General features: G+C 62.5%; 11 protein-coding genes. 1 reads left to right on the top strand and 10 read right to left on the bottom strand.

Features of this window, described 5'->3' with window-relative positions; all coding sequences use genetic code 11:
• Window positions 1-105: 105 nt before the first annotated feature.
• From EPK99_RS11095 to EPK99_RS11050, 10 genes are all read right to left on the bottom strand, one after another.
• Window positions 106-1740, bottom strand: a complete 1635-nt coding sequence (locus EPK99_RS11095) for an alpha-D-glucose phosphate-specific phosphoglucomutase (RefSeq protein ID WP_128443079.1) — start codon at window positions 1738-1740, stop codon at window positions 106-108.
• Window positions 1740-3185, bottom strand: a complete 1446-nt coding sequence (gene glgA / locus EPK99_RS11090) for a glycogen synthase GlgA (protein ID WP_128443078.1) — start codon at window positions 3183-3185, stop codon at window positions 1740-1742. Before glgA ends, EPK99_RS11095 begins: the two co-directional genes overlap by 1 nt.
• A 22-nt stretch (window positions 3186-3207) precedes the next feature.
• Entirely contained in the window at window positions 3208-4470 is a 1263-nt protein-coding gene (gene glgC / locus EPK99_RS11085; RefSeq protein WP_128443077.1) for a glucose-1-phosphate adenylyltransferase, read from the bottom strand.
• 21 nt (window positions 4471-4491) lie between these two features.
• Window positions 4492-6705, bottom strand: a complete 2214-nt coding sequence (glgB, locus tag EPK99_RS11080) for a 1,4-alpha-glucan branching protein GlgB (protein WP_128443076.1) — start codon at window positions 6703-6705, stop codon at window positions 4492-4494.
• On the bottom strand, window positions 6705-9167 hold the full coding sequence (locus EPK99_RS11075) for a glycogen/starch/alpha-glucan phosphorylase (protein WP_128443075.1): 2463 nt from the start codon (window positions 9165-9167) through the stop codon (window positions 6705-6707). The genes glgB and EPK99_RS11075 overlap by 1 nt, the downstream gene beginning before the upstream one ends.
• Before the next feature lie 198 nt (window positions 9168-9365).
• Window positions 9366-10586: a TadE/TadG family type IV pilus assembly protein gene (locus EPK99_RS11070; protein ID WP_128443074.1), complete on the bottom strand. Its 1221-nt coding sequence runs from the start codon at window positions 10584-10586 to the stop codon at window positions 9366-9368.
• Window positions 10587-10719: 133 nt separating this feature from the next.
• Window positions 10720-11598, bottom strand: a complete 879-nt coding sequence (locus EPK99_RS11065) for a transglutaminase family protein (RefSeq protein WP_128443073.1) — start codon at window positions 11596-11598, stop codon at window positions 10720-10722.
• Window positions 11599-11613: 15 nt separating this feature from the next.
• Window positions 11614-14034 carry a circularly permuted type 2 ATP-grasp protein gene (locus tag EPK99_RS11060; protein WP_128443072.1) on the bottom strand — a complete coding sequence of 807 codons (2421 nt, stop codon included), beginning with the start codon at window positions 14032-14034 and terminating at the stop codon, window positions 11614-11616.
• A gap of 9 nt (window positions 14035-14043) precedes the next feature.
• Window positions 14044-17376, bottom strand: coding sequence for a transglutaminase family protein (locus EPK99_RS11055; RefSeq protein ID WP_128443071.1), 3333 nt, complete (start codon window positions 17374-17376; stop codon window positions 14044-14046).
• A 111-nt stretch (window positions 17377-17487) separates the two neighbouring features.
• On the bottom strand, window positions 17488-18447 hold the full coding sequence (locus EPK99_RS11050; RefSeq protein ID WP_128443070.1) for a quinone oxidoreductase family protein: 960 nt from the start codon (window positions 18445-18447) through the stop codon (window positions 17488-17490).
• Window positions 18448-18507: 60 nt separating this feature from the next.
• On the opposite strand from EPK99_RS11050, the gene EPK99_RS11045 reads away from it, so the two are divergent.
• Window positions 18508-19002: a MarR family winged helix-turn-helix transcriptional regulator gene (locus EPK99_RS11045; RefSeq protein WP_128443069.1), complete on the top strand. Its 495-nt coding sequence runs from the start codon at window positions 18508-18510 to the stop codon at window positions 19000-19002.
• Window positions 19003-19100: the final 98 nt, after the last annotated feature.

Below are 19100 nucleotides of genomic sequence, written 5' to 3'. Positions count from 1 at the left end.
CTCAAACCGCCTGCGGCAGAGCCGTCCCCCTCATCCGGCCCTTCGGGCCACCTTCTCCCCGCCGGGGAGAAGAGGGAGCAAACGGCAAACGTCAATCCTAAGCGATCACGTAATCACCGTCGGAGCGTCGCGGCCGGAGCGCTTCTTCAGCTCGGAGATCTCGTCGGCCACGGCAATGAGGTCGGCAAGCGCTGACTGCGTTTCCATGCCGTGCTTGGCCGGATCGGGCTCGTAGCGTTCCACATAGACGCGGATGGTGGCACCCGACGTGCCGGTGCCGGACAGGCGGAAGACGACGCGGGAGCCGCCTTCGAAAAGGACGCGGATGCCCTGGTTCTTGCTTTCAGAGCCATCGATCGGATCGTGATAGGCAAAATCGTCAGCGCTTGCGACCTTCAGGGCGCCGAACGACTGGCCGGGCAGAGAGGGCAGCTTTTCCCGCAGAGCGGCGATGAGACCGTTGGCGGCGTCAGAATCCACTTCCTCGTAGTCGTGACGGGAATAATAGTTGCGCCCATATTCGGCCCAGTGCTTGGTGACGATCTCGGCGACGCTTTCGTTGCGGGCGGCCAGGATGTTCAGCCAGAAGAGCACGGCCCATAGCCCGTCCTTCTCGCGCACATGGTTGGAGCCGGTGCCGAAGCTTTCTTCGCCGCAAATTGTCGCCTTGCCGGCGTCGAGCAGGTTGCCGAAGAATTTCCAGCCGGTCGGGGTCTCGTACATGCCGATGCCGAGCTTTTCGGCGACGCGGTCGGCAGCTTCGCTGGTCGGCATGGAGCGGGCGATGCCGGCAATGCCTGCGGCATAGCCGGGTGCCACGGTCGCATTGGCGGCAATGATCGCAAGGCTGTCGGAGGGGGTGACGAACATGCCCTTGCCGACCACCATGTTGCGGTCGCCATCGCCATCAGAAGCGGCGCCGAAATGCGGGCCGCTGGCGCTCATCACGTCGTCATAGAGTTCCTTGGCGTGGACGAGGTTCGGGTCCGGGTGGTGGCCGCCGAAATCCGGCAGCGGGATCGCATTACGGACAGAGCCTTCCGGCGCGCCGAGGCGGTTTTCCAGAAGCTCGCGGGCGTAGGGACCGGTGACGGCGCCCATGGAATCGATCACCACGTTGAAGCCGCTGGCGATCAGCGCCCGGATAGACGAGAAGTCGAACAGGTCCTCCATCAGGTCGGCATAGTCGGCGACCGGATCGATCACTTCGACTTCCATGCCGGCAAGGTTGAAGGAGCCCACCGCGTCGAGGTCGATATCGGCGACGTCGGCAATCTTGTATTCGTCTATCACCTTGGTGCGGGCGAAGATCGCGTCGGTGATCTTTTCCGGCGCGGGGCCGCCATTGCCGATATTGTACTTGATGCCGAAGTCTTCGGTCGGGCCGCCCGGATTGTGGCTGGCCGACAGGATGATGCCGCCGAAGGCCTTGTATTTGCGGATGATGTTGGAGGCGGCAGGCGTCGACAGGATGCCGCCCTGGCCGACCATGACCTTGCCGAAGCCGCTGGCGGCGGCCATCTTGATCGCCTTCTGGATGACCTCGCGATTGTAGTAGCGACCATCGCCGCCGATCACCAGCGTCGCGCCTTCGAAGCCCTCAAGCGAGTCGAAGATCGACTGGATGAAGTTCTCCGCATAATTCTCCTGGGCAAAGACCGGCACCTTCTTGCGAAGGCCGGAGGTTCCGGGCTTCTGGTCCTGGTAGGGGGTCGTCGCGACGGTCTTGATCGGGGTCATCAGGCACCTTTTCTCATCAGCAAATCGGAATAGCGCGAGGCATAGAGCCCGGCGCTCATGTCCCAGGAAACATCGGACTTCATGCCCTGCTTCTGCATGCCCGTCCAGACCTTGGGGTCCTGATAGAGCTTCACGGCACGACGGAGCGCACGGCGCAGGTTGGCAGCGATAATGGGGCTGAAGGAAACGCCGGTGGCGGCCTTGGCGGAAAGTGCGGCGGGGCTGGCGTCGATCACCGTGTCGTTGAGGCCGCCGGTTCGGGCAACGATGGGGATGCAGCCATAGCGCAGCCCGTAAAGCTGGGTCAGGCCGCAGGGCTCGAAGCGGGAGGGAATGACGATGCCGTCGCAGCCGGCCTGCATCAGGTGCGACAGGGGCTCGTCGTAACCCGTCACCAGCGATACGCGTCCGGAATGCTGCTGGGCGGCGGCGTGGAAGGCGTTTTCCAGGGCGCGATCGCCGGACCCCAGCACCGCAAGCCGGGCGCCCGTCTGCACGAGTTCGTCTATCACCTCGGCCAGCATATCCATGCCTTTCTGCCAGGTAAGACGGGAGATGACGCAGAAGAGCGGCCCGCTCCCCTGATAGAGGCCGAAGCGCTCCGCCACGGCCTGCTTGTTGGCGGCGCGGAGCTTCATGCTTCCCATGCCGTAATGGGCCTTGATATGCGGGTCGCTTTCCGGGTTCCAGACATTGGCGTCGATCCCGTTGACAATGCCGGTGAGGTCGGCGGCGCGATAGGCGAGCAGGCCTTCGAGCCCCATGCCGAATTCGGGCGTGAGGATTTCCTCCGCATAGGAGGGGCTGACCGTGGAGATCGCCCAGCTTGCCTGCAGGCCGGCCTTCAGATAGCCGACGCCGCCGAAATATTCGACGCCGTCGATGGAAAAAGCATGCGGCGGCAGGTGCAGACCCCGGAAGATTTCCGCGCCGAACTGCCCCTGGAAGGCGATATTGTGGATGGTGATCAGCGTCGGGATTTCCGGTTCGGTCGCATAGCGCATGTAGACCGGCACAAGCGCGGCCTGCCAGTCGTGGACATGTACGAGGTCGGGCCGCCAGCCCTCCATGCCGCCCTGCGCAATCAGCGCGCCGGCCTTGGAGAGAGCCGCAAAGCGGCGCCAGTTGTCCGGATGGTCCTTGGCCGCTTCGTCCACGTAAGGCCCGCCTTCGCGGTCGAACAGGGCGGGGCAGTCGAGGATCAGGAGGTCGAGGCCCTTGTAATGCGCCTCGAGGATTTCGGCCGGTTCGCCGAGCAGGTTGTCTATGACCATGACGCGCCTGCGATCCTGCACCGCATGCAGGACGGCCGGATAGCCGGGCATGAGCGTCTTCACCGACACGCCGTGATGGGCAAGCGCAAGCGGCAGCGCACCTGCCACATCGGCAAGTCCGCCGGTCTTGACCAGGGGATAGACTTCGGACGCGACCGAAAGAACCTGCATCTGCCCTCCCAACTTCCTGCGGTCACATGCCGAGCTTGTCGATCATCGTCTGCGTGATCAGGCATATGCCGTTCTCGCTGCGGCGGAAGCGCTTGGCGTCGATTATCGGGTCCTCGCCGACCACCAGCCCCTCGGGAATGGTTACACCGTGATCGATGACGACATTGCGAAGCTGCGCGCGCCGCCCGACCCGGACATTCGGCAGAACCACCGCACCTTCGAGGCGCGAGTAGGAATTGGCCCTGACGCCTGTGAACAGCAGGCTGCGGTTGAGGCTGGAACCGGAGATGATGCAGTCGCCCGAGACGAGAGACGAGGTCGCGGAACCCCGCCGATTTTCGTCGTCGTGCACGAACTTGGCCGGCGGGGTGATCTCCGCATAGGTCCAGATCGGCCAGGACTTGTCGTAGATGTCGAGGCCGGGGACGATCTCCGTCAGGTCGATATTGGCCTGCCAGTAGGCGTCGATCGTGCCGGCATCGCGCCAGTAGGGCTCCAGCTCGAAGTCGGACCGGACGCAGGAATTGGCAAAGCGATGCGCCACCGCTTTGCCGTGCTGGACGATATAGGGAATGATGTCCTTGCCGAAGTCGCGGCTGGAGCCATCGGTCGCCGCGTCGCGCTTCAGGGCCTCCACCAGAAATTTGGTGTGGAAGACGTAGATGCCCATCGAGGCCAGCGCGAAATCCGGATTGCCGGGAATGCCCGGCGGATCGGCAGGCTTTTCGATGAAGTCGATGATCTCGTCCTTCTCGTTGACGTGCATGACGCCAAAGCCCACCGCTTCCATGCGCGGCACTTCCAGGCAACCGACAGTGACGTCGGCGCCGCTGTCCACATGCTGCTGCAGCATGTATTCGTAGTCCATCTTGTAGACGTGGTCGCCGGCCAGGATCACCATGTATTCCGGCGCATAGGCCTCGATGATGTCGATGTTCTGGAAAACGGCGTCCGCCGTGCCTTCGTACCACTGCGTTTCCGAAACGCGCTGGGAGGCGGGCAGGATGTCGAAGCTCTCATTGCGTTCGGGGCGGAAGAAGTTCCAGCCGCGCTGCATGTGGCGGATCAGCGAATGCGCCTTGTACTGGGTGGCGACGCCGATGCGGCGAATGCCGGAATTGAGCGCATTCGACAGCGCGAAGTCGATGATGCGGGCCTTGCCGCCGAAATAGACGGCCGGCTTGGCGCGCCGATCCGTCAGTTCCTTCAGGCGGCTGCCTCGCCCGCCGGCAAGGACATAGGCCATCGCGTCTCGTGACAAAGGCTGAAAGCGTTTCTCGATCATCGTTCCTCCCCCTATGCTTGTTTAAATCTGTTCCAGTTCGAGCATGATGGTTGCAAGCGGCGGCAATGTGATTTCAGCGGATATGGTTCCTCCCGCATTCACCGCCTGCACCCTTCCTCCGTTGCCCTTGCCGCTGCCGCCGTAAATTTCGGCATCGGTATTGAGGATTTCCCGCCATCTTCCCTCGTTTGGCAAGGGGAGGCGGTAATTTTCTCTGTAGACCGGCGTGAAATTGCTGATCACGGCGACGGGCTTTTCCCCAGGCGCCAGGCGCAGCCAGGCAAAGACGGAATTGTCCGCGTCGTCGGCAACCAGCCATTGGAAGCCTTCGCCCTCGCAGTCGCGCGCATGCAGCGCGGGCTTGGAGCGATAGCAGAAGTTGAGGTCGCGGATCAGGCGGCGAACGCCCTCGTGCGGATGGTAGGCGAGGAGATTCCAGTCGAGCGAGCGATTTTCGCTCCATTCGCTCCATTGAGCGAATTCCTGGCCCATGAACAGCAGCTTCTTGCCCGGATGGCCCCACATATACCCGTAATAGGCGCGCAGATTGGCGAATTTCTGCCAGTCGTCGCCGGGCATCTTGGCGATCAGCGATCCTTTGCCATGCACGACTTCGTCGTGGGACAGAGGCAGCACGAAGTTTTCCGAGAAGGCGTAGATCAGCCCGAAGGTCAGCTCGTTGTGGTGATGCCGGCGGTAGATCGGCTCGCGTTTCATGTAGCTCAGCGTATCGTGCATGAAGCCCATGTTCCACTTGAAGCCGAAGCCGAGACCACCTTCATGGACGGGATAGGAGACCTTGGGCCAGGAGGTGCTTTCCTCGGCAATGGTCATGACGCCCGGATGTGCCCCGTAGGAAAGCGTGTTCATCTTCTGCAGAAAGCGCACGGATTCGAGGTTCTCGCGGCCGCCATATTCGTTCGGCACCCATTCGCCCTCCTTCCTCGAATAGTCGAGGTAGAGCATGGAGGCGACCGCATCGACGCGCAGGCCGTCGAGATGGAATTTCTCCGACCAGTAGAGAGCGTTGTTGACCAGGTAGGACAGGACCTCACTGCGGCCGAAATTGTAGATGGCCGTGTTCCAGTCCGGGTGGAAGCCCTGGCGTGGATCTTCATGTTCGTAGAGGGCGGTGCCGTCGAAGAAGCGCAGGCCGTGCTCGTCGGTCGGGAAATGGGCCGGCACCCAGTCGAGGATGACGCCGACGCCGACCTTGTGGCAGCCATTGACGAAGCGCGCAAAGCCCTCCGGCTCGCCGAAGCGGGCGGTCGGTGCGAAAAGCCCGGTCGTCTGGTAGCCCCAGGATGGGTCATAAGGGTGTTCGGTAATCGGCAGAAATTCGATATGGGTGAAGCCCATGTCGGTGCAGTAGGGAATGAGTTCGGAGGCGAGCTCGTCCCAGCTGAGGAAGGAGCCGTCGGGCTTCCTGCGCCAGGAGCCGGCATGCACCTCGTAGATGGAGATCGGCTGACGGCGGTGGTCGGATTTCTCCCAATGCTCCCGATGCGCCGCGTCGTCCCAGGTCTGCTGCAGCTCCGGTGCGGTGACGGAGGCCGTCTTGGGGCGCATTTCGGCGCGGCGGGCATAGGGATCGGCCTTCAGCGGCAGCACTTCACCGCCCTTGCCGACGATCTCGAACTTGTAGGCGGAGCCGGCGCGGATATCGGGTGCGAAGATCTCCCAGATCCCCGTATCCATCCGCAGGCGCATGACGTGGCGCCGGCCGTCCCAATTGTTGAAGTCGCCAACGACGGAGACCCGTTTAGCATTCGGCGCCCAGACGGCGAAGTGGAAGCCCTCGACGCCCTCATGCTTCAGCGGATGAGCGCCCATCTTGTCGAACAGGCGTAGATGCGAACCTTCGCGGACGAAGTAGTCGTCCATGGGACCGAGCACCGGGCCAAAGCTGTAGGGATCGGTAACGGCCCATTCCGTATCGCCGCGGCGGGCACGGTAGCGCAGGGGTTGACGCTGCGTGGCAGTGACGAGGCCTTCGAAAAAGCCATCGTCATGGCGCCGTGCCAGTTCTCCGAGCTCCGCGCCATTGAGGCCAAGCACGCTGACCGCTTCCGCGCCGGGCACGAAACAGCGGACGCGGAACTCTTCGCCGAGCTTGTGAATGCCCAGCACGGCGAAGGGGTTCGTATGCCTGCCTTCCAGAATCGCCTCAATCTCGGATAACGGAATTTCTCCAGGAGCTCTTCCATCGTCCAGAACACTCGGCGATTTTGTCATTAGGCTCTCCAGATCTCCGACGCGTACTGGCGAATGGTTCTGTCAGAGGAGAACCATCCCATCCGGGCGGTGTTGCGGATTGTTTTCGAATACCAGGACTTAGGGTCCGCCCAGATTTGGTCAACGCTGCGCTGCGCAGAAGCATAGGCGTCGAAATCGGCGGCGACCATGAACCAGTCGTGGTTGTAGATACCGTCGATCAACTCCTGGAAGCGCGAACGGTCGTCCGGCGAGAAGACGCCCGATGCGATCGCGTTCAGCGCCTGGGAGAGTTCCGGCGATTTCTCGATCACTGCGCGGGGGTTGTAATCTCCCTGGCGGACCTTCGCGACTTCGTCGGCGGTGAGGCCGAAGATGACGATGTTTTCTTCGCCCACATGGTCGCGCATTTCCACATTGGCGCCGTCGAGCGTGCCGATGGTGAGTGCGCCATTGAGGCCGAACTTCATGTTGCCGGTGCCGGATGCTTCCATGCCGGCAGTCGAGATCTGCTCCGACAGGTCTGCGGCAGGCATGATGATCTCGGCCAGCGAGACATTGTAGTTCGGCACGAAGACCACCTTCAGCAGGCCGCGGACCGCCGGGTCGTTGTTGACGACGCGGGCAACGTCATTGGCGAGCTTGATGATGAGCTTGGCATTGTGGTAGCTCGGCGCCGCCTTGCCGGCAAAAAGCTTGACGCGCGGCGCCCAGTCGAGTTCCGGACGGGACCGGATCTGGTCGTAGAGCGCCACGGCCTCGATGATGTTGAGGAGCTGGCGCTTGTATTCGTGGATGCGCTTGACCTGGATGTCGAAGAGCGCAGAAGGATCGAGCCGCACGCCCATGCGGCTGCTGACCAGATTGGCAAGCTGGACCTTGTTGGCGCGCTTCACATCGGCGAATTTCTTCTGGAAGGTGCTTTCGTCGGCATAGGCATCGAGTGCCGCCAGCGCTTCCGTATTGTCCAGGAATTCGTCGCCAATCGCTTCGCGGATCAGGTTGGTGAGGCCCGGATTGCACTGCATCAGCCATCGGCGCGGGGTAATGCCGTTGGTCTTGTTGTTGATGCGGGTGGGGTAGAGCGTGTGCAGGTCGGAAAAGACCGTCACCTTCATCAGCTCCGTATGGAGCGCCGACACGCCGTTGATGGAATGCGAGCCGACAAAGGCCAGATTGCCCATGCGCACGCGGCGCTCACCAGCTTCCTCGATCAGCGAGATCGAGCGGATCTGCGTATCGGAGAAGCGCTTTTCCTTGCGGGCTTCGAGCAGGATCTTGGTGTTGATCGCATAGACGAGCTGCATGTGGCGCGGCAGGAGCCGCTCGAACAGCGGCACGGGCCAGCTCTCCAGCGCTTCCGGCAGCAGGGTATGATTGGTGTAGGAGAAGGTCTGGCGGGTGATGTTCCAGGCTTCCTCGATGTCCATGCCGTGGATATCGACGAGCAGGCGGATCAGCTCGCCGATCGAGATGGCCGGATGGGTATCGTTGAGCTGGATCGCGACCTTTTCATGCAGATTGGTGAAGTCGGGATATTGCTGGAGGTGGCGGCGCAGGATGTCCTGCAGCGAGGCCGACGAGAAGAAGAATTCCTGCCGCAGGCGCAGTTCCTGGCCGGCCGGATTGGCGTCGGCCGGATACAGCACGCGGGTGAGCGATTCGGCCTTGTTGCTTTCGCGCAGCGCCCCGATGTGGTCGCCGGCGTTGAAGGCGTCGAGCAGGATCGGGTCGATCGGCTGGGCAGACCAGAGGCGCAGCGTATTGACGCGCTTGCCACGCCAACCGACGACCGGCGTATCATAGGCCATGGCGATGACACGCTCGGCCGGCTTCCAGACATAGCGCGGCTGGTCTTCGTAGCCGCCGACGGTTTCCACCGTGCCGCCGAAGCCGATTTCGTAGGAGCTTTCGCGGCGCTCGAATTCCCACGGATTGCCGTGGGCAAGCCAGGTTTCCGGCAGTTCGACCTGCCAGCCGTCGGCCATCTGCTGGCGGAAGAGGCCGTGCACGTAGCGGATGCCGTAGCCATAGGCCGGGATATCGACCGTCGCCATGCTTTCCATGAAGCAGGCTGCGAGGCGTCCGAGACCGCCATTGCCGAGCGCCGCATCCGGCTCAAGCCCGGAGATCACGGCGATATCGACGCCGAGCGAGGTCAGAGCGTCGGTGATTTCCTGCATCAGGCCGAGATTGCTGACCGCATCGCGCATCAGCCGGCCGATCAGGAATTCGAGCGATAGGTAGTACACGCGCTTGCCGCCGGTCCGGTAGACCTTGCGGGTCGATTCCATCCACCTGTCGATGATCCGGTCGCGCACCACGAGGATCGTCGCCGTCAGCCAGTCATGCGGCTTGGCAACCTGGGCGTCCTTGCCGATGCGGTAAGTGAGACGTTCGATGATCTCCTCCGCCAGAATTTCCGGTCGGGAACTGCGCGGAGCCGGATGAGGGATTTCGACGGAAGAAGTGGTGTTTTCCATATATCGCCAACTTTCTGGGAGCAGGGAGGAAGGGCGTCCGGTTCAGTCCATCAGGCATGATGCAGGCTGACAGTTTATGCACCCTTGTAGCATGCTTTCAATGGCGGATTTACGATAGGGAACTTGAGTGGAACTGGCGAGCGCGCAGAATCAAAAACCCCGCCGGCAAGGGCGGGGCTGATCAGGAAGGCGGATGGTTCAATTGGTCAGGCGGGTATCGGTCTTGGCGGCCTTGCGGGCGATCTCGCCGAAGCTCTGTATGAGGCCCGTCATGTCGTCAGGCTCGTAATAATAGTCGCTGCTGGTGGCACAGGTGCTCAGCAATGACTTGCCCCTGTCGGGTGCCATGAAGGCGATCGCGTAGATCTTGATGCCGTCGTCCTTGGACTGCTTGCACAGCGCGCGAACCTTGGTGTCGAGCGACGAGTTCCAGTTGGCGCTGTTGCCCGTCATTTCGCCATCGGTCATCAGGACGATGAAGCGCTCAAAACTGGTGTTCTTCTTTTTCGCCTGTTCGCTGGCCTCGGTGGTATTGGCCTTCTTCAGCGCATTGAACGCATTGGTCATGGCACCTGTCGCGTCCGTTCCACCGTCGGGAACGTCAGGCAGGTTTTTGACATATCTGGCGACATCGGTGGTGCCCCAATTGATCGCCTGCTGGGCCTTGGTCTGGTCGTCGTAGGAATCGGCGCCGACACGGATGAGTTCACTTTGCGGATCGGCGATCTTCAGCTCGCTGAACATGGCCGCGGCCGCGGCCTTCAGGGTCTGCATCTTGGTGATGTAGTTCGTGACGGTCCGGTAGCAGATGCTCCGGTTTCCGCAGCTGTATGCTTCCTGCTTGGTCTTCTGGGCTGAATTGACGGTCGTGGTATCCCACGCCATCGAGCCCGACTCATCCAGTGCGAGATACATGGAAAGCGCATTGCCTTCGCGGCCGCTCTGGCTGGTGCTGGAAACGCTGACATTCATCGTGGTCAGTCCGAGGACGTGGCTGAGACCTGTCAGCGCGATGTCGTAGTTCATCGTCATGCTGATATTGTAGGTCCTGCCGTTTCCAGACGTATTGGTAACCGAGGCGTTGGTTGTACTTCCATCGCTGAGGGCTTTTAGCCGCGCAGCCTTCTGCGCCGGAGACTGACTCCCATCTTCGGTTTCTTGCTCGGCCTGGCCCAGGAAGTAGCTTTTGGCGAATGCATTCGCCTCGGCCGCAGTCATGTCCTTGTCGGACATGGCGGACGCGGTTGCGAGAGTGGTGGAGTCCACCAGGCCTTGCAACTGGTTCTTGACCTGAAGTGCATTCGTAACATCGATCGCTACGCCCGCTGCGCCGACGAGCACCGGCAGAAGTATCGCCGTCATCAGGCCGAAATTGCCGCCTCGGTCTCCGGCGATCCGCGAAAGAAGTGACAATACCATCGTCGTCCCCGGTCAATGTTCAAATCATTTGAACCTGGGATGACGATCTAGCCGCCGCTTGTTGAGGAAGGGCTAAGGCAATCGCTAGGATTGTAACGACTTTGGTAAAAGAGCGTCAAAACGGCGCGAGACCCTATTTCGCGGGAACGACATCCACTGCCTGGACGATCTTTTGATTGCCATAACCCTTCAGCACGCCGATCACGGGTGCTACGTCCGCATAGTCGCGGCCATAGGCAACGACGATGTGGTCGCTGCCCGCCTGGATATTGTTTGTCGGGTCCAGTTCGAGATAACCGGTGGCGTCCCCACACCAGACCCTGACCCAGGCGTGCATGGCATCGGCGCCCTCCAGGCGTTCCTTGCCCGGCGGCGGCGTGGTGCGCAGGAAGCCGGACACGTAGCCTGCCGGGATGCCGAGGCTGCGCAGGGCGACGATCATGATATGGGCGAAATCCTGGCAGACGCCGCGCTTGATCTTGAAGGCCTGGGCCGGCGTGGAATCCACCGTTGTCGCCTTGGCATCGTAGGTGAAGTCCTTGTGGATACGGCTGCACAGCGCGACCGCCATTTCGCGTACGGTCTGGCCCGGCGTCACGAGCGCGCGGGCATAGGCGGCGATCGCAGGGTCCTGCGGCAGGCGCGGGCTCGGTCCCGTCAGGTGGTGCGGCGACTCTGGCGATACCGACCAGAGATCGTCCAGCTCATCCTTCAGCTTTTCTAGCTCCGGCGACAGATCGGCGGTGATCGGTGGCGCCTCCACCAGGACGCGGGCCTGCATGCGGATGTCCAGCCGCTCATGCGGGGCGCGCAGGAGAACGGCGGTCGCCTGCTGGCCGAAGAAATCGATGAAGCTGCTGCGCTCGTCGGCGCCGGGCGAAACGATGACGGAGCCGGCGACAAGGCGCTGCCGGTCCGGCAGGGAGAGCGGCAGGACGCGAATGACGTGCCGGGCACCGGATGCCGGAACGTCGTAGACATAGCCCATATGCAGGGAGAGGTCGTAGAGCATTGCCGCGATCCTCTGCTAACCGAAGTAAGTCTGGCCGAGAATATCGGACAGCTTCTCCATTTCCAGCTCGAGCTTGCGGTAGACCTCCTCGTCCATGGCTTCCGGCGTCATCACCGCGAGCCCGGAATGCAGCCGCATGGCCTCGCGGTAGAAGGTCGACATCTGGCCGTTGACGAAGGCGTTCGGCAATTGCTCCACCTCGGTGCGGATCTCGTTCAGCTGGTAGAGGACGGAGCGCGGATTGAGGGGGTCGAGAGCGAGAAGGTCGGCCACCGTCAGCCGCGCCGTGTTGACATTGTAGCGGCGCCGATGGGTCATGACGCTGTCGCCGATCTCCAGCAGCATATCGAGCGAACCGTCCGGCGCATCGGGTCCCGACATATGGCCGAGCAGGCGGGTCATGTGAAGGCCGCGCTCCAGATAGCGGCCAATGGACAGGAAGCGCCAGCCGGTAAAACGGTACATGTTTTCATGCACGAGGCCGGCGAAGCCCGCGAGCTTGCGCAAAAGCACGGTCATGGCATGGGCCGCGTCGTCGCCAAGCTGTACCGCATCGTGGAAGCGGCGGGCCGTCTTGGCAAGGTCGTTGAGAGCCAGCCAGCCATCGGGTGAGAAGCGGTCGCGGATATTGCTCGCCGAGAAGATGGCGCTTTCGATATTGTGCAGAAGCGGCGCCGGAACCGCCTTGGTCATCTCGATATCGATGCTCTTCAGGTAGCGGCTGACATCGGCCAGCAACGGCGCTTCGGGATCGGCCGATTCGGCATAACGCAGGTTCCATGCGCGCAGGATGCGTAGCGCGCCTTCCGCCCGCTCGATATAGCGGCCGAGCCAGTAGAGATTGTCGGCGGCGCGGCTCGGCAGGCTGCCCGGCATGTTGCGGGTGAAGCTTTCCTCCGGCGGCAGCAGGCTCGGCTTGGCGACCGGCTTGTCGGAGACGATCCAGACGTCGGCGGCGCGCCCTCCCGACTGCATGGCGATGGCCGATACGTCGTCGCCGGAGCCGATGCGGGCAAAGCCGCCCGGCATGAGCTGCCAGCCGTCTTCGGTGCGGGCGGCAAAGACGCGTAGCGACATGGGCCGCGGCGTGAGCTTGCCGTCCACATAGACCGGCGTGGTGGAGAGGGTCACGACTTCCTGGCCGACGAGCTGGGAGCCCTCCGACGCCAGCCAGTCGCCGACGGTATCCCTGGCGGTTTCGCGCAGCGTCGAGCCGAGGACGGACTGGCCGTTGTCGTCGAAGAAGGGCAGGCGGGAATAGGCTGGCCCGATGACCATGCGCTCGATGTTGTTGGCGACATGCTCGCGCTCGGATTTCTGACCGCACCACCATGTAGCGATGGAAGGCATGCTCAGGTCCTTGCCCGTCAGCCGGCGCGAAATGGTCGGCATGAAGGCAAGCAGGGCGCGGGTTTCCAGAATGCCGGATCCGAGGGCATTGACGAGGGTCAGCGAGCCGGACCGCAATGCCTGCACCATGCCCGGCGTGCCGATATGGGAGTTCTGGTCGAGTTCCAGCGGGTCGGCATAAGAGGAATCGAGGCGGCGCCACAGCACGCCGATGGGTTTAAGGCCGGCCACGGTGCGTACCATGACGCGGTTGTTGACCACCGTCAGGTCCTCGCCTTCCAGCAGCATGAAGCCGAGATAGCGCGCGATATAGGCGTGTTCGAAATAGGTTTCGTTGGCCGGGCCGGGGGAAAGCACGGCGATGCGGTCGTCCGGGTTCTGCTTGTGGGTCTGCAGCGCGTGGCGGAAGGCGCCGAAGAAGGAGGCCAGCCGGTGGACATGGCTTTCCGCATAGATGTCGGAAAAGGCGCGGGTGGTGGCGACGCGGTTCTCCAGGGCGAAACCGGCGCCGGAGGGGGCCTGGGTGCGGTCCGCCAGCACCCACCACTTGCCGTCCGGCCCGCGGCCGATCTCGAAGGAACAGAAATGCAGGTAGTGGCCGCCGACCGGCTTCACGCCCACCAGCGGCCGGAGGAATTCCGGATTGGAGGCGAGCAGCTGCGGCGGCAATATGCCTTCCTGCACGAGCCGATTTTCGCCGTAGATATCGGCAATCAGCTTTTCTAGAAGATCGGCGCGCTGCACGAGCCCGCGCGATACCTCAGCCCATTCCTCGCCGTCGATGAGGACGGGAACATGCGAGATCGGCCAGTTGCGTTCAGTCGTTCCACGGATGACGGGCGCGCCATAGGTGCGGTAGAAGACGCCGGCGTCGCGCAGATAGCGGTCCGCACGGGCAAAGCGTTCATGCAGCTCGCCTTCCGACATGCGGCTGAGGCGCGCGATCAGATTGTACCAGACCGGCTTGATCTCGCCTTGGGCGTCCAGCATCTCGTCTGTCACGCCCGGAAGGGCCGCGTAGCCGAGAATGGGATCCTTTCCCAGGGCTTCCGCCGCCTTGCGTTCGATTGCCGGTGCCTTGGACATCAGGCCTTGTTAGACTCCTTGCGGCCGGCGCAGATCGAGCGTCAGCGGGAATTCGGGCGAGGGCGTTTCGGCAAGAAGCGTGTATTGACCCGCCGTATGCCCCCAAGGTTCGAACCGGGAGAGGCGACGGGCTTCCGCTTCGTTGCCATTGACCGGGAAGGTCTCATAACTGCGCCCACCGGGATGGGCAACATGATAGATGCAGCCGCCAACGGAGCGGCTCGACCATATATCATAAATATCGAATGTAAGTGGAGCATTAACCGGCAGCATCGGATGCAGGCCCGACGGCGGCTGCCAGGCCTTGAACCGCACCCCTGCAACCGAAACACCCGCGGTGCCCGTCGGCTTCAGCGGCACGGCGCGGCCGTTGCAGGCCACCGTGTAGCGTTCCGGATTGGCGGTTTCCAGGCGTACCTGCATGCGCTCGACCGAGGAATCGACGTAACGCACCGTGCCGCCGGGCGCACCTTCCTCGCCCATGACGTGCCAGGGTTCCAGTGCCTGGCGAAGCTCGAGCTTCGTGCCCTGGTATTCGACCTCGCCGCAGAAGGGAAAGCGGAATTCTAGCTGCGCCTCGAACCATTCTGGCCGGAAATTGAAGCCGTTTTCGCGGAGATCCTGCAGCACGTCGAGAAAGTCTGCCCAGACATAGTGGGACAGCATGAAGCGGTCGGCAAGCGCCGTGCCCCAGCGGACGAACTTGCCCTGGGCCGGGTTCTGCCAGAAGCGCGCGATCAGGGCGCGGACAAGAAGCTGCTGGGCAAGCGACATGCGGGCATTCGGCGGCATTTCGAAGCCGCGGAATTCGACCAGGCCGAGGCGACCGGTCGGGCCATCCGGCGAAAACAACTTGTCGATGCAGATTTCGGAGCGATGCGTATTGCCGGAAACGTCCGTCAGGAGGTTGCGGAAGAGACGATCGACCATCCATGGGAGCGGCGCCTGCGCCATACCGGGCACGGGCACCTGAGACATGGCGATTTCCAGCTCATAGAGCGTATCGTGGCGGGCCTCGTCGACACGTGGCGCCTGGCTGGTCGGGCCTATGAACATGCCCGAGAACAGGTAGGACAGTGACGGATGCCGCTGCCAGTGCAGTATCAGGCTCTTCAATAGGTCGGGGCGGCGCAGGAACGGGCTGTTGTTGGGATTGCTGCCGCCGACCACGACATGGTTGCCGCCGCCTGTGCCCGTATGACGGCCGTCGATCATGAATTTGTCGGCGCCGAGCCGCGTCTGCCGGGCCTCTTCGTAGACGATCGAGGTGATCGCCACGCAATCGGCCCAGTTCGAGGCCGGATGGATGTTGACCTCGATCACGCCGGGATCGGGAGCGACGCGCATGACGTTGATGCGCTCGTCCTGCGGCGGCGTATATCCTTCGATATGGATCGGCAGTCCGATTTCCTCTGCGGCCTTTTCTGCCGCTGCGACGAGATCGAGATAGTCTTCCATACGTTCGACCGGCGGCATGAAGACGCAGAGCCGCCCGTCGCGGGCCTCGACGCTCATGGCTGTGCGCACGGCGCCGCGGATGTCGCCGGTGGAGCCAGCGAGGTTCTGCTCGTTGCGGCTCTGCTGGGCCTCGCTCGCCTTGCGCGAGGCCTCCGCCATGGCCCGTGCCGGTGTGCCGTAATCCGGCAGCGGGTCGCGGGGGACGGAAGGGTCGGCCTCGTGGATATAGGGATATTCCGATGGCGGGACGTAAGGCAGCGTACCGAGCGGCATCCTGAACCCGACAGGACTGTCGCCGGGGATAAGGAAGATCTTGCCGCGCCGGGTGCGCCAGCGCTCGCTCACCCAGCGACGTCCATCCGCCTTGGCGTTCCAAGCCTGCACAGGCAGGATGTAGCCGGTGGGATTGGTCAGCCCCCGCTCGAACACTTTGGCGATGCGGGCACGTTCTTCCGGGCTTTCCAGTTTGGAGTTGGACGGGTCGACGTTTTCAGGAAGGCTGCCTTCCTTGATGATCCATTCGGCTGGATCCTCGAAGGCTGGAATGACCATGTCCGCTTCGATGTCGAGCTCGGAGGCGATCGCCATGATCAGCTTTTCAGCTTCGTTCGCCGTGACATTGGTATCCTTGCCTTCGGCGGCGATCAGATCCGGGTTCTGCCATATCGGCTTGCCGTCCTTGCGCCAGTAGAGCGAGAAGGTCCAGCGCGGCAGGCTTTCGCCCGGATACCATTTGCCCTGTCCGTAGTGCAGGAAACCGCCTGGCGCGAAGCGCTCACGCAGCTTGCGTATCAGGATATCGGCCTTCTCGCGCTTGGTCGGGCCGACCGCCGTCGTGTTCCATTCTTCGGATTCGAAGTCGTCGATCGATACGAAGGTGGGTTCGCCGCCCATGGTCAGGCGTACGTCCTGCGCCTGCAGGGCGCGGTCGACGTGTTCGCCCAACTGGTTCAGCGCGTCCCAGCTCTCGTCCGAAAACGGCTTGGTGATGCGCGGATGTTCCGCAACCCGCTTCACCGTCATTTCGAAGCCGAAGGACGTCTCCGCCTCGCCGAAATAGCCGCCGGAAATGGGTGCTGCGTTGCGGAAATGCGGCGTGGCGGCGAGCGGAATATGGCTTTCGCCGGTCAGCAGGCCGGAGGTCGGGTCAAGGCCCACCCAGCCGGCGCCCGGCAGGTAGACTTCGCACCAGGCATGCAGATCGGTGAAATCGACGTCCGTGCCGGACGGACCGTCGAGCGCCTTCAGATCCGGCGTCAGCTGGATCAGGTAGCCGGACACGAAGCGGGCAGCCAGACCGAGATGGCGCAGGATCTGCACCAGCAGCCAGCTCGTGTCGCGGCACGAGCCCATCGCGGAGGTGAGCGTCTGCTCCGGCGTCTGAACGCCGGGCTCCATGCGGATCACATAGCCGATCGCCTGCTGCAGGCGCGCATTGATGCCGACCACCATATCGACCGTGGGCTGGCCGGGAGACATGTCGAAGGTCTTCAGATACTCCACCAACGCCGGCTCCGGCGGCTCCGGGGTCCTGTAGATCGAGAGATCCTCGATAAGGTCGGCCGGGTAGGTGAAGGGCCACTTCATCGCATCCTCTTCGACGAAGAAGTCGAAGGGGTTGTAGACGGTCATGTCGGCGATCAGATCGACCTCGATCTTGAATTCCGTGACCGGCTCGGGAAACACATACCGGGCGAGGTAATTGCCGTAGGGGTCCTGCTGAAGGTTCACGAAGTGATTTGCAGGCGTAACCTTCAGCGAATGGCTCAGGACCTTGGTGCGGGAATGGGCGGCAGGCTTGAGGCGGATGATCTGCGGTCCAAGGCGGACCGGCCTGTCGTACTTGTAGTGGGTAAGATGGTATATGCTTGCCTTGATCGACATCGTGCCCCTTTGCCGGCCACTTGAACGGACCGATCCGTGATCGTTGCCGGGAGTTTGTGCAATGCATGAAAAGAATGCAAGGCGGATTCGAGCTTATCACCCATTGCGTCCTCAGGCTTCCGTCACGATGACTGTCCGCCCTCCCGTCTCGTCCCAAGCCCAGGCATTTTCGATATCGGACAGCGGAGCCATCCGTGTCGCAATCCGAAAGCCGCCCCGACCTGCCGCCTTCAGCAGATCGGCGATGCACGCGATCAGCCTGTCCAGGGATATGCTGCCTATGCCGCTTCCCATCAGCTGGATTGCCGAAGAGCGAAGCACGCTGGCCGGCAGATTGATGTCCGAGCCGCTCATGGACCCGACTTGAACGTAGCGGATAGGCCTGGCATCCTGGCCTGCCCGGGCGGCGGCCGTCAGCACAAGTTCGGCGCTCCGGCCCCAAAGATAATCGATCACGACATCCACGCCGGCCGCGAATTCCCGACTGAAGGCGACGTCCAGTGCGCTTTCTTCCTGAAGAAGCGGGATTGTCACATCGGCGCCGAGGCTTTCAAGCTCCTGCAGGGCTTCTTCATTGCGCCCGGTGGCGATAATCCTGCCCGCTCCCATATGCCTGGCGATCTGGACCGCCAGGCGGCCGGATGTTCCCGTCGCGCCGTTGACGAGGACGGTCTCGCCCGGCTTCAGTCTGGCGCGCTCTGCATAGGCTGCCCAGGACGACATGCCCGGATTGGCGATCGCTGCCGCCGTCACGTCGTCCAGATCGTCATGCAGGGGAAGGCAGCGATGGGCAGGCACGACCGTCCGTTCCGCGAGGGCGCCATGCGGCCGGGAGGGGAGCACGAAAAACACCCGGCTGCCGTCCTCCAGCCTGCCGACGCCGTCTATTCCCGCAACGAAGGGGAAATGGCCCGACGAGCTGTAGTGTTTGCCTGAAGCACGGCTGCGGGTCAGGTGGCTCAGCGCGGATGCGGTGACGGCGACCAGACGCTCCTCCGCCAGTGCGGTCGGCTCTGCAAATTCCTCATAGACCGGGGTCTGGGCCAGTCCTTTCACGACGGCTGCTTTCATCGAAATCTCCTTTCAAGGAAGAATTATATGTGTATTATGCACGCATATAAGGAGGTGTGGATGCCGTCAAGAAATAATGTGCAAAATACACACATGTCGGAAACATTGCAGCAGCTGCACAAGGCTCTGCTCGATATTCTGAGCGTGATGAACCGGCCCCAGCGTGACGACGTCCTGATCAGCGAGGCGGGAATCAAGCTGGATAGAGCGCTTTTTCCGCTTCTCGTGGGCATCGATCGGTTCGGTCCGATCGGTGTTGTCGATCTCGCCGACCGCCTGGGGCGCGATCACACGACCGTCAGCCGGCAGGTGGCGAAGCTCGAAAGCCTGGGGCTTGTCGATCGACGGGCAGGCCTTGCGGATAAGCGCGTCCGCGAAGCCGTCGTCAGTCCGGCGGGCAAGGCGATGACGGATCGGATCGACGCCGCTCGCGAACGGATAGGCCAGGCGGTCCTTTCCGGCTGGGACCCCGAAGAGGTTGGTGACCTGGCGCGGCTGATGCGCAAATTCGCCGATGCCATCGCCGATGGTCAAGCCGCCGCGGATCGTCGCTGAGCATCCAGATAATCTGGACCTTATGCCCCGAGCACTCCGTCGCATGCCTGTACATGGGTGAGGCGCGTGGTAAGAGTTGTTGTGTGCATTGCAATGCA

The sequence above is a fragment of the Neorhizobium lilium genome, assembly GCF_004053875.1.
GTDB lineage: Bacteria > Pseudomonadota > Alphaproteobacteria > Rhizobiales > Rhizobiaceae > Neorhizobium > Neorhizobium lilii.
Note: the sequence above shows the minus strand (reverse complement) of the source record. Positions and strands in the feature narration are given on the sequence as shown.